This window comes from Flavobacterium columnare (genome assembly GCF_014844295.1).
GTDB classification, from domain to species: Bacteria; Bacteroidota; Bacteroidia; order Flavobacteriales; family Flavobacteriaceae; genus Flavobacterium; species Flavobacterium columnare.
In genome coordinates this window covers 1,605,338-1,618,733 of sequence record NZ_CP054494.1, presented here as the reverse complement: position 1 = coordinate 1,618,733, position 13,396 = coordinate 1,605,338, and the positions used below count along the sequence as shown (strand labels likewise).

Here is a 13,396-nt window from a genome sequence, read left to right as displayed (position 1 = left end):
AAGATTTTTTTGTAACCAAAATACATCTCAGCATTGTACTTAAAACTTTGAACTTAAAAATATGTACGGAAAGATTAAAGATTTTTTAAAAGAAGAATTAGCAAGCATAGAAGCTAATGGATTGTATAAAAAAGAAAGAATTATTACCTCACCACAAGGAGCAGAAATAACCGTAAATGGTAAAACAGTTCTTAATTTCTGTGCTAATAATTATTTAGGATTGTCGTCACATCCTGAAGTTGTACAAGCAGCTAAAGACGCATTAGATACACATGGATTTGGTATGTCATCTGTTCGTTTTATTTGTGGAACACAAGATATTCATAAAGATTTAGAAGCTGCTATTGCTAAATTTTACGGGACAGAAGATACTATTTTATACGCAGCAGCATTTGATGCAAATGGGGGTGTTTTTGAACCTTTATTAAGTGAACAAGATTGTATTATATCAGATAGTTTAAACCACGCCTCTATTATTGATGGAGTTCGTTTGTGTAAAGCTGCTCGTTATCGTTATGAAAATAACAATATGGCGGATTTAGAGCAACAGTTAAAAAAAGCAAATGAAGCAGGTCATAGATTTAAACTAATCGTAACAGATGGTGTTTTTTCTATGGACGGATTGGTAGCCCCTTTAGATAAAATTTGTGATTTAGCAGAGCAGTACGATGCAATGGTAATGGTAGACGAGTGTCATGCGGCAGGTTTTATAGGGCAAAAAGGTAAAGGTACTTTAGAAGCTAAAGGCGTAATGGGGCGCGTAGATATTATTACGGGAACTCTAGGGAAAGCCTTAGGCGGTGCAATGGGAGGTTATACAACCGCTAAAAAAGAAATTATCGAAATTTTACGTCAGCGTTCAAGACCTTATTTGTTTTCAAATTCATTGTCTCCAGCCATTGTGGGAGCTTCTTTAAAAGTTTTTGAATTGTTAGAAAAAGATACTTCATTACGTGATCAATTAGAATGGAATACTAATTATTTCAAAGAAGGAATGAAAAAAGCAGGATTTGATATTATAGACGGAGATTCTGCAATAGTACCTGTTATGTTATATGATGCTAAATTATCACAAACTATGGCGGATAAATTATTAGAAGAAGGTATTTATGTCATAGGTTTTTTCTATCCAGTAGTGCCTAAAGATAAAGCACGTATTAGAGTGCAGCTATCAGCTGGACACACAAAAGAACACTTGGATAAGGCAATAGAAGCTTTTGTTAAAATAGGTAAAGAATTAAAAATAATACTGTAGAAAAATTACTAAAGCGTGTATTTTTTTTGAAATAGATTTTGTAATTAGGTACCTATCTATTACATTTGCTGACAATAACGTATTGTAATCAAATAAAAATTTAGTATGAAACATGTTAACAAACTTTTTGTTTCTATGATGATGATTGCTGGTCTAGGTGCTAATGCACAGAGCAGTGATAATCCATGGGCGATATCATTCGGTGTGAATTCTGTAGACACTAGAACGAGTGCTGGACCAGAGGGAGCTTTTGATTCTAAGGAAGGATTCTTAGATAAATTTGCTGGTTTTAGACATTTTGACAGAGACCAAAATATTATTCCATCTGTTTCTTATTTATCTGTTACTAGAAACGTGGGAGGAAACTGGTCGTTTGGAGTAATCGGATCTGTTAACAAAATCACCAAGTTTGACTATGTTGATAGAAACCAATCTATACAAGTTGCTAATCCAGACGTGATGTATTACGGAATTGATGGTAAAATTGGTTATAGCTTCAAAAACCTAATTGGAGTAAAATGGTTTGACCCATCTTTACACTTAGGTGGTGGATACACTTTCTTTGGAAAAGCATCTGGAGGAAATGCAAATGCTGGAGCAGGATTAACTTTTTGGTTAACTGAGCAGGTAGGTCTTTCTTTCAGCACTACATACAAAAAATCTTTTGCTGATAGAGTTGATATTCCTTCAGTATTCCAAAATATGGCAGGTTTAACTTTCCAATTTGGAGGTAAAGATACAGACAATGACGGTATCTATGATAAATATGATGCTTGTCCAGATGTAGCTGGTTTAAAAGAATTCAACGGTTGTCCTGATACAGATAAAGACGGTATCCAAGATAAAGACGATGCTTGTCCAGATGTAGCTGGTTTAAAAGAATTAAATGGTTGTCCTGATGGTGATGGTGATGGTATCGCTGATAAAGACGATGCTTGTCCAGAAGTTAAAGGGTTAGCTAACTTACAAGGTTGTCCTGATGCTGATGGTGATGGTGTAGCTGATAACAAAGACAAATGTCCTAACCAAGCAGGTCCTAGAGATAACGCAGGTTGTCCTTGGCCAGATACTGATGGTGACTCAGTTTTAGATAAAGACGATAAATGTCCATCAGTTAAAGGTACTGTAGCTAACAATGGTTGTCCAGAAGTAAGCGAAGAAGTTGTTAAAAAATTAAATGACTACGCTAAAACAATCTTATTCGATACAGGTAAAGCTAGTTTCCAACAACAAACATTACCAGTTTTAGAAGCTATGTCAGCTATCTTAAACGAGTACCCAAGCTCTAAATTCTCTATCGAAGGGCATACAGATAACGTAGGTAAAAAAGATAAAAACTTACAATTATCTAAAGAAAGAGCAGCAGCTGTTAAATCTTACTTAGAATCTAAAGGTATTGCAGTTGATCGTTTAACTTCAGAAGGTTATGGTGATACTAAACCAGTAGCTCCTAACACTACTAAAGCTAACAAAGCTTTAAACAGAAGAGTTGAAGTAAAATTAGTAAAATAATTTCTTTATAATATTCTTTAAAAACGCCTCAATTTTCGAGGCGTTTTTTTATTTTTAGCACATGATTACTTTTCTTGATAAGCTGACTCTTTTCCTTTTTAATAATCACTCAAATGATTTAGAAAACATTGTAATAGTTTTACCTAATAAAAGGGCAAGAGTTTTTTTATTAGATAAGATAAAACAATATTTTTCCCAATATGCATTTGCACCCACTATTATAAGTATTGAAGAATTTATACAAGACTTAGCAGGAATTCGTCCTTTAGATAACATAGAGTTGCTATTTGCTTTTTATGATGTTTATCTTGAAATAACCCCAATAGATGAACGACAAGATTTTGAACAGTTTTCTAATTGGGCCAAAATCCTATTGCAAGATTTTAACGAAATTGATCGTTATTTGATTAAACCCAATTATGTGTTTTCTTATTTAAAAGAAATAGAAGTTTTAAAACGTTGGAATTTAGAACCCAATCAAAAAACAGAATTAATTCATAAACAAATTTTATTTTGGGACAAAGTTCCTAATTATTATCAAAAATATTATGAATCGCTCCTTTCTAAAGGGGTTGGTTATCAAGGATTAATTTATAAAGAAGCCGTTGAAAACTTAGAGTTTTTTGCGCAACAATTAAAAGCTCAAAAACTAATTTTCGCAGGATTTAACGCACTTAATCAGGCAGAAGAAAAAATAATTCAACATTTGGTGGCTATTGATAAAGCTGAAATCCTTTGGGATATAGATCGTGTTTTTTTAAACGATCCACATCACGATGCGGGTCTCTTCATTCGTAAATTTAAAATGCAATGGGGACATTATAAAAACAATCCTTTGGATTGGATTATAGATGAGTTTTCACAAGAAAAAAAAATAGAAATCATCGGTTCATCAAAATCAATTGGGCAGTCTAAAATTGTATCTAATATTATTCAAAATATAGTAAGTACAGATCCTAATTCACTTAATAAAGTAGCTTTGGTTTTAGGAGATGAAAATTTATTAGTTCCTACCTTGCATTCATTACCTGAAGAAGTTTCCAGTTTAAATATTACAATGGGATATTCTGCTCGGAATAACCCAATACAAATTTTATTGAACAAACTTTTTAAAATGCACACTAATGCCATTCAACGAAATGCTACGAGTTATGTATTTTATTACAAAGATATACTAGATGTTTTATCAAATCCTATTATTGAGAGTTTTGTAAAAGCAAAAGATTTAATCCAGATAATAAAAAAGAATAATCTTACTTTTATTACTCAAGAACGTTTACTCTCTCTTCATACTAACCCATCCGATTTGTTTAATTTATTATTTGAAAGGTGGGACGAAAAGCCATTGGTTGTTGCTCAACGATTAGGTTTTATACTATTACATATAAAACAATGTCTTTCTGATAATACACAAGAAGATAAAATTGCCAAGACATTCTTATATGCCATCTATAAAGTCATTAATAAACTGATTTCCTATTGTGAAAAAAATGATTTTGTACAGTCGTCAGCTGCATTATACTCTATTTATAAACAAATAATTGATTTAGCAGAAGTTTCTTTTGAAGGAGAACCTTTGTCGGGTTTACAAATAATGGGAGTATTAGAAAGCCGTGTTTTAGATTTTGAAACAGTTATCATTACTTCTATGAATGAAGGAAAATTTCCTGCTGGTAAATCTACCAATAGCTTTATTCCGTTCGATGTAAAGCGAGAAATAGGATTGCCTACCTTTAAAGAAAAAGATGCCATTTATACCTATCACTTTTACCATTTGATCCTGCGTGCTAAAAACATTTTTTTAATCTATAATACAGAAAATGAGGGTTTAGATGGAGGTGAAAAAAGCCGATTTATAACCCAATTGCAGGTTGAAAAACAACCCAATCATCAGTTGGTTTTTAAAACCATGCAACCCGAAATTCCAACTATTGCTTATCAACCCATGAGAATTGAAAAATCAGAAGCAGTAATGCAACGATTATATGAAATTGCTTCCAACAAAGGTTTTTCACCATCTGCTTTAACCGCTTATATACGAAATCCTATTCAATTTTATTTTCAACGTATCTTGTCAATCCGAGAAAGTGAAGAGGTAGAAGAAAATATAGCACTCAATACTTTAGGAACTATTATTCATCAGACTTTAGAGGAATTGTATAAACCTTATTTAGATAAATACCTGACAGAAGAAAGCATACAACAAATGTTAATTTCTGTTGATGATGAGGTTTACAAACAATTTAAAGCAGTTTATAAAGAAGGGGAAGTACAAAAAGGGAAAAACCTATTAGCCTATGAAGTAGCCAAACGAAATGTTTCCAATTTTCTCAAACAAGAAAAAAAAAATGTACAGGAAGGAGATACAATAAAGGTTCTAAAATTAGAAACCACTTTGATGGTTGAAATTGAAGATCCACGTTTACCTTATATCGTTAAATTATCAGGAAATGTAGACCGAATAGAGGTTCGAAATAATGCGGTAAGGATTATTGATTATAAAACAGGAAAAGTTGAAGCAAATGGGCTTAAAATTACTTTATGGGATGGTTTGACAACTGATTTGAAAAATGAAAAAATTATTCAATTGCTTTGTTATGCCTTAATGTATCAAAAGGAATTAAATGAATTTCCATTGGAAGTAGGAATTATATCATTTAAAAATATGAAAGCAGGTTTTATGCCTTTTGGATTTAAGGTAGAAAAAGAAATTAAAACCCAGATTACGACAGAAATTCTAGAAAGTTTTAAAACAGAATTAATTCAACTGATTTTAGCGATTTTGAATCCTGAAATAGCTTTTGAAGAAACTGTGGTTTAACATTTTTTAAAAAAGTCTATTAAGAGAGGACCTAATACCTCTTTATTTTCAATATGACTCATGTGTCCATCGGGCAGAGAAACTAATTCAGTTGAAGTATCTTCTAATTGTTTAATGTTTTCATTGTAATTAAGAATGCCATCTTTTTTTCCCAAAATGAGTAACGTAGGATAGAATGCGGTTTGTAAAATCTTGACACGATTTTTTCTTATTTTCATTCCCTCCTGACAAGCAATATAACCTTGTAGAGGAGTTTTAAGTGCTTCCGATTTTACTCGGTTTATTTCATCACTAAGTTGTTCTCTGTTTTCCGTACTAAACAAATTTGCTACAGAAATTTGTACTAAAGAATTGTATTCTCTCTGTGCCATTTTGATAGCTCTGTTACGATTTATTTTGCGCTCGTGATCATCCGCATAAGCTGTGGCGTTTAATAAGACCAAACCACTCATCATTTCAGGGTATTTTTCTGCAAAAGCTAAAGAAACATATCCTCCCATAGAATGTCCTACAAGAGTTGCTTTTTTTATACTTAAATTAGATAAAATAGCAAACACCACTTCTGCCATATCTTCCATGGTGTGAATATACCCTATACATTCAGTTTTTCCGTGACCTAATAAATCAATACAAACCACTTGATATTCCTTAGAGAACTCGTCTTTGTAAAAATCCCACATCGTTGAATTTTCTAAAAAACCATGAAGTAAAACTATAGCTGAACCGTTTCCGTGACTGGAATAAGCAATTTTTGTATTTTTGTAAGTAATGAAATTCATGTTACAAAAGTAGCAAAGTAGTCGTTATAATTCCACTTACTCTATAGAAAGAGCGTAAATAGCAAAAGAAGCCAGCCAATGTTCGCCGCCATATCCACCATCAAAAATAACTTTTAAAGATGTATTGATGAATTGGTTAGCGGTTGTGTTTAACCTCAGCTTTAGTTTGTTATTATCGGGTAATTTTTTGGCAATTTTTTTCATATTCCATGCACGACTGAAAGACAATCCGTCAAGATGTACTATTTGGTAATCGTTTCTATCACTCACAGTAGGAGATTGGCATAGTCTTTCGATCCCCTGTTTTGTTAAGTACTTTGTTAGCCAAGTTTGATATTCTTTAGTAGAAAGTATTCTGGTCATTAAGTCAGCAGCTTGTAAGCTTGGTGAAAAAAAATCAGAACCATCCGGTTCTAAATGTGATGGGATTTGAACATTCTTTAAATAAAAATCATTACTTTTTTTAATGATTAAATTTAAAAAAGCATGTTCCTTGTTGTGATGAGCCCAATCATAAGCAAAACATAACCCAAAAGCTGTATTAGGGTGTACTCCTGTACGATTAGGGTAGGTTTGTTTGGGTAAATATTCTTTCCAAAGGGTTACTATTTTTTGAGTAAGCGGTTGTAATTCCTGATGCCATTTTTGTCCCAAATCGTTATTCCAAGTACTTAATTCTAAATCTAATTTTAAAAGCCAAGCCCAACCATACGTTCTTTCAAATCCTTTTGAAGCAGTATATTTTCCAAAATATTCAGATTCTATTTGAATTTTATCTTTTTGAAAAGAATGATTTAAAATGTTTATTATTTCATTTTTGTTTTCAATGGACGGAAAATCTTTTAAAAGTTTGACCAACATCCAATGACCATGTACGCTACTGTGCCAATCCAAACAACCATAAAAGGAAGGATGTAAATCTTTCGGTAATAAAAGAGCGTCTTTCTCAGAATCTGAAAGATGATTGGTTTTGTTTGGAAATTGAGTGTTGATGCAATGCAATGGCATTTTACTTAGCTTTAAAGCTAGATCTTGCGTTAATTTTTCTTGAGAATGTAAAGAAAAAGGGACTAAGAATATAAGTAAAATTCCAAGATATTTCATTTCTATTGCTTTTTTATTTTGGTAAATATATAAAAAAGGGGTGTCTAAAAAGCGTAACTTAACATCTAGTTTGCCACTTCTACGATCGGATCGTACTATGTGATTCGTCTGTTCACTTCGTTCAAGCCTCTCTTTGCAAATACAAGATGACAAGATTGCGTTCTTTTAGGACACCTCCCTTTTTTCTTATTTAAAAATTAAGCGTTCATCAAACTCTCAATTTCATCCGCTTCAATAGGAATGTTTTTCATTAAATTAAATGGTTCACCAGATGGTTGAATAACTACATCATCCTCTAAACGAATACCAAAACCTTCCGCTGGAATATAAATACCTGGTTCAACAGTAAATACCATATTTGCCTGCATAGGTTCATGTAACAAACCATAATCATGTGTGTCTAGCCCCATGTGGTGTGAGGTGCCGTGCATAAAATATTTTTTATAAGCGGGCCAATCTGGATTTTCGTTCTGAACATCCGCTTTATCTAATAAGCCTAAGCCTAATAGTTCAGAAGTCATTATTTTACCAACCTCTATATGATACTCTTTCCATAAAGCACCTGGAACCAATAATTTAGTGGCTTCGTTTTTTACTTTTAAAACAGCATTATAAACAGCTTTTTGTCTTTCAGTAAAACGACCATTTACAGGAATAGTACGTGACAAGTCAGATGAATAATTAGCATATTCAGCCCCTACATCTAACAATAATAAATCGCCATCTTTACAAACTTGGTTGTTTTCTATATAATGCAATACATTAGCGTTAGCACCTGAAGCTATGATTGGTGTATAAGCAAAACCCTTAGAACGGTTTCGTAAGAACTCGTGAGCAAATTCTGCCTCAATTTCATATTCTGTTACGCCAGGTTTTACAAAACCTAGTATACGACGAACTCCTTTTTCTGTAATATTACATGCAGTTTGTATTAATTCTAATTCAATAGAATCTTTTATAGAACGTAATCTTTGTAGAATAGGATTTGATTTTTCAACTTTATGCGCTGGATATTCGTTTTTCCACCATTTGATAAAGCGGTCTTCACGAGTTTCTGTTTCAACACTTGCCCGATAGTGCTCGTTCGTGTTAATGTACATTGTATCCGCATACATCATCACCTCTTTCAATACCTTATGGAAATCTTGTAACCAGTATACAGATTTGATCCCTGAAATTTCAAAAGCACGGTCCTTGGTTAATTTTTCTCCTTCCCAGATGGCAATATGCTCATTGGTTTCTCTTAAAAATAAAATCTCTCTTAAATGTTCATAAGGGGCATCAGGAAATAATACTAGAATACTTTCTTCTTGATCAACACCCGATAAAAAAAGAATATCACGGTGTTGTGCAAATGGTAAAGTACTATCAGCACTCACAGGATAGATGTCATTAGAATTAAATACAGCTACTCCGTTTGATTTCATCTGAGCCATAAAGTTTTTACGATTTTTGATGTACAGCTCTCGGTTTATTGGTAAGTATTTCATTGGTATATTTTTTAGATAACCAAAAGTACTCAAACGGATTTTATTTATAAGTAGCCAAATGGCGTAATTTTTAATTTGAATATTAGTTATGAGCTCTAGTATTTGTTACTACCGCTGCAAACTATTCTTTCTTATTCTACTCATGTGCCTGTTTGAAATTCCTAAAAAAGAGGACAAGTAATGTAAAGGAACTTCATTTAATAATTTAGGTTCGTTTTCTAAAAGTTTTTTATATCGTTCTTCAGGACTTAAAGCCAATAAATCAATGCGATAATCATCAATTAAACAACTTTGTCTTTCGATTAGGTCATAATAAAATTGATTAAAAACAGGATTTTCCTCTTTCAGTTTCATAAAATCCTCTAAAGATATCACCAATAGTTCTGTGTTTACAAGTGCTTTGATGTGCTTTCGAGAAGGACTTTGGGTTAAAAAACTCTTTAGCGAAGCTGTAAAAGTATTTTTTAGAGATAAATAAGTTGTTTTTTCTTCATGATCTATTTCTATAGCATGTTGTAAGATTCCAGAAGTAATAAAACAAAAAAAGCGACAGATTTCGTTTTGTTCCACAAAAAACGTATTCTTTTTTAAGTACAGTGGTTTGAAATGACTTTGAAATTGTTTTATAACATCTGAAAAGTCAATATCGTTTGTAGTAAGTAGTTTATTAGTTTGAACCATAGACTGTAAAAGTTAAACTTCTCCAAGTTGTAAATTTATAAAGGTTTATTGTATTATTTTTATAGAAATCTTAAATCAATTGCATAAATGAAATTCTATACTCCCTTATTTTTGTTTATATCAACTGTTTTTTACACACAAACAAATAGTGACGAAGTTCATAAATCATGGAAACAAAAACAAGAATTAGAAAAAACTTCTTGGTTTAAATCGCTTATTTTTAAAAATATAGGTCCTACTATTATGAGCGGTCGTGTGGTGGATCTTGCCGTTAATCCTCAAAACCCAACGGAGTTTTATGTGGCTTATGCTTCAGGAGGACTTTGGTATACAAATAATAATGGAAACTCATTTGAGCCTGTTTTAGATACTGCTCCAACACAAAATTGTGGAGCAGTATCAGTTGATTGGAAATCAGGAACAATCTGGTTAGGTACTGGGGAAGCTAATTCATCTCGTTCTTCTTATGTAGGAATAGGCTTGTTAAAATCTAAAGACAAAGGTAAAACTTGGGAAAATGTAGGATTAAAAGAATCACATCATATCAGTAAGATTCTTATAAATCCAGATAATTCAGATGAAATTATAGTAGGAGTTATTGGTCATTTATATACTAAAAATAATGAAAGAGGTGTTTTTAAAACCCTCGATGGAGGCAAAACATGGAAGCAAACATTATTTGCAAATGATGAATCAGGTGTTATTGATGTTACTTATGCGCCTAATGACTTTTCCATTCAATACGCTTCCGTCTGGCAACGTGATAGAAAAGCGTGGCACTTTTCGGGTAGTGGCATCTCCTCTGGAATCTACAAAAGCACGGATGGAGGCACCACTTGGCATTGTGTGACTAATGGAGATAACGGCTTTCCCCATAATGAAGGGATAGGACGTATTGGTCTAGCTTCTTACAATGAAAATGTTATATACGCTATTTTAGATAATCAAAACAAACGACCTAGTGTACAAAAAATAAATTCAAAAGACCCTAATCAAACCTTGTTAGAAACAGAGGTAATAGGAGCTGAAGTGTATAAAACAGAAGATGGTGGAAAAACCTGGAAAAAAACGAATGAAAAATATATAGATGATTTATTTTATACCTACGGTTATTATTTTGCAAATATTGCCGTAGATAAAAAAAATCCAAATCGTATTTTTACAGGAGGTGTTCCCATAGTATTATCGGAAGACGGAGGAAAGACATTTAGATCCATACAAGGAGATAATGTACATGCAGATCATCATGTAATTTGGATAAATCCTAATAATTCTAATCATATCATTAATGGAAATGATGGAGGTGTAAATATTTCATACGATGCAGGAAAAAATTGGTTAAAATGTAATAATCAAGCAGTAGGTCAATTTTATACTGTAAATGTAGACGAACAAGAACCTTATAATGTATATGGAGGATTACAAGATAATGGCGTTTGGGTTGGACCTAATGATTATAAACATTCTTTAGATTGGCAACAAGAAGGGATATATCCGTATCAGTTTTTGTCAGGAGGAGATGGAATGCAAGTCCAGATTGATAATAGAAACCCTAATATCATCATTACAGGTTCTCAATTTGGATATTACCAAAGAATTGATAGAGCTAAAAACAAATCAGTAAGCATAACACCTAAACCCAATAAAGAAGAAAAACCTTATCGTTTTAATTGGCAAACCCCTATTTTATTATCTTCTCATAATCAAGATATATTATATATGGGCTCTAATTTCTTACATCGTTCAATGAATCAAGGTGATACATGGGAAATTGTTTCGCCCGATTTAACAAAAAAAGCTAAAGAAGGAAACATAACTTTTGGTACTATTACCACTATATCCGAAAGTAAATTACAATTTGGATTGCTGTATACAGGTAGTGATGACGGTTTAATACATATATCAAAAGACGGAGGAGCCAGTTGGCGTAAAATATCCAACTCTTTACCCCAAAATTTTTGGGTATCCAGAATAGTAGCATCAATTCATACTAAAGAAAGAGTATATGCTACCTTAAATGGATATAGAAACGATGTTTTTACAACCATGATTTATATTTCAGATGATTATGGACAAACTTGGAAACCTATCGCATCTAATATGCCAAATAGTCCAGTAAATGTTATTGTAGAAGATTATAAAAATGAAAATATTCTGTACGTAGGAACAGATAATGGTTTATATATTACCTTAGATAGAGGTTTAGTCTGGCAAGATTTTACATCAGGTATGCCAAAAGTTGCTATACATGACCTAGTTTTACAAAAAAAATCAAATGATTTAATTGTAGGTACACACGGACGTTCACTTTACAAAGTAAATGTAGAAAAAGTACAACAAATAAATGACCAAACACATACGAAAAATATTATACTCTACCCAACAAAACCAATCGTTAGAAATGAACACTGGGGAAGTGCTTGGAGTAATTGGGAAAAGACATTTGAACCTAAAACAGAATTTTGGTTTTATTCAAATAAAACGAGAAAAGTCAAATTAAAACTAAAAAACAGCGTTAATCAAATTGTTTTTTTACAAGAAATTGAAGCAATGCCAGGATTGAACAAAGTAGATCATAATTTTCAATTGCCAGAATCCATAGTTGAAAAATGGAAGAAAAAAGATCCAAATATAAAAATCGAAAAAGCAAAAAATAATCAATTTTATTTACCCATATCTAAGTATCAATTAGTCTTAGAATCACAGGAAATAAGAGAAGAAACTGTTATAGAAATTGTAGCTTCTAAATAATTCAGCGTTTTTGGATATATTGTTATAAATCCTTTGTTTTTTTAAGAAGTTCCTTTTTATATTCATTATAAATAACATTTGCTAGGTTGTATTTACCCCTAAATTCCTTTATTTTTGCTTGATTTTTTATAAAACTATACAATCAATCTAATACTATGGCAAAATCTGCACTTCTAAAGTCATCTATTGCAAAAAAATACTGGATGGCTCTTACAGGTTTATTTTTATGCTTGTTTTTGGCTGGTCATTTAGCGGGTAACTTACAGTTAATCTTTGGCGATGCGTTACAGTTTAATCAGTATGCGTTATTTATGACTACCAATCCAGCGGTAAAATTACTTTCTTATGTAACTTATTTTTCAATCCTATTCCATGCGGTGGATGGGATTATGTTAACCATTCAAAACAAAAAAGCACGTCCTGTAGCTTATGCAATGAGCAGTCCTCAAAACAGTAGTTCATTGGCATCAAGAAATATGGCAGTTTTAGGAACCTTGATATTGGTTTTTATCATTACGCACATGGCTAATTTTTGGGCTAAAATGCACTTTTCACAAATGCCATTACAAACGATTACTGTTGAACAAATGGGGCAAAAAGCAGACTACATCATTGGTACACAAGCAGGTCAGTTTTTCCCAGCGGACAAGATGTTGTTAGAGCAACAAGGGATGGAAATCAAAAATGGGAAAGATATTTACAACAAAATGGCAAACATCAAAGTAGGTGAAGGCTACAAAGATTTACACAAAATCACGATTGAGTTCTTCAAAAACCCTTCTTTTGGTTTGATTGCTACTATTTTATATGTGTTAGCTATGGCTGTATTGGCTTTCCACTTATTACATGGATTCCAAAGTGCTTTCCAATCGTTAGGAGTTAACAACGGATTCACGCCAGCTATCAAAACATTCGGAAAATTATTTGCAATCATCGTTCCATTATTGTTTGCTATCATTCCGGTTTATATTCACTTTGTTAAATAATCAGCTTACTATATAAG

9 protein-coding genes are annotated in these 13,396 nt (G+C 32.3%); 5 read left to right on the top strand and 4 right to left on the bottom strand.

Annotation, left to right across the window (positions count from 1 at the left end; genetic code table 11):
• Positions 1-61 precede the first annotated feature (61 nt).
• The 3 genes from kbl (at position 62) to HUE53_RS07065 (ending at position 5,588) form a co-directional block, all read left to right on the top strand.
• Positions 62-1,255 carry a glycine C-acetyltransferase gene (kbl, locus tag HUE53_RS07075; protein ID WP_138425434.1) on the top strand — a complete coding sequence of 398 codons (1,194 nt, stop codon included), beginning with the start codon at positions 62-64 and terminating at the stop codon, positions 1,253-1,255.
• Positions 1,256-1,360: 105 nt separating this feature from the next.
• Positions 1,361-2,767 carry an OmpA family protein gene (locus HUE53_RS07070; RefSeq protein ID WP_192188385.1) on the top strand — a complete coding sequence of 469 codons (1,407 nt, stop codon included), beginning with the start codon at positions 1,361-1,363 and terminating at the stop codon, positions 2,765-2,767.
• A gap of 61 nt (positions 2,768-2,828) precedes the next feature.
• A complete protein-coding gene (locus tag HUE53_RS07065) occupies positions 2,829-5,588 on the top strand; it encodes a PD-(D/E)XK nuclease family protein (protein ID WP_065212867.1) in 2,760 nt (919 codons plus the stop codon).
• On the opposite strand, the gene HUE53_RS07060 is transcribed toward HUE53_RS07065, so the two are convergent.
• From HUE53_RS07060 to HUE53_RS07045, 4 genes are all read right to left on the bottom strand, one after another.
• Complete coding sequence (locus tag HUE53_RS07060; protein WP_014165907.1) at positions 5,585-6,367, bottom strand: alpha/beta fold hydrolase; 783 nt, start codon at positions 6,365-6,367, stop codon at positions 5,585-5,587. The genes HUE53_RS07065 and HUE53_RS07060 overlap by 4 nt on opposite strands.
• 36 nt (positions 6,368-6,403) lie before the next feature.
• Positions 6,404-7,471: a DUF2891 domain-containing protein gene (locus HUE53_RS07055; protein WP_014165908.1), complete on the bottom strand. Its 1,068-nt coding sequence runs from the start codon at positions 7,469-7,471 to the stop codon at positions 6,404-6,406.
• A gap of 197 nt (positions 7,472-7,668) precedes the next feature.
• Positions 7,669-8,961 (bottom strand): aminopeptidase P family protein, encoded by a 1,293-nt coding sequence (locus HUE53_RS07050; protein WP_065212869.1) that lies wholly within the window; start codon positions 8,959-8,961, stop codon positions 7,669-7,671.
• A 108-nt stretch (positions 8,962-9,069) separates the two neighbouring features.
• Positions 9,070-9,642, bottom strand: coding sequence for a Crp/Fnr family transcriptional regulator (locus HUE53_RS07045; RefSeq protein ID WP_014165910.1), 573 nt, complete (start codon positions 9,640-9,642; stop codon positions 9,070-9,072).
• An 87-nt stretch (positions 9,643-9,729) separates the two neighbouring features.
• On the opposite strand from HUE53_RS07045, the gene HUE53_RS07040 reads away from it, so the two are divergent.
• A complete protein-coding gene (locus tag HUE53_RS07040; protein WP_192188824.1) occupies positions 9,730-12,393 on the top strand; it encodes a VPS10 domain-containing protein in 2,664 nt (887 codons plus the stop codon).
• A 155-nt stretch (positions 12,394-12,548) separates the two neighbouring features.
• Positions 12,549-13,379: a succinate dehydrogenase cytochrome b subunit gene (locus HUE53_RS07035; RefSeq protein WP_014165912.1), complete on the top strand. Its 831-nt coding sequence runs from the start codon at positions 12,549-12,551 to the stop codon at positions 13,377-13,379.
• The last annotated feature ends 17 nt before the right edge of the window (positions 13,380-13,396 follow it).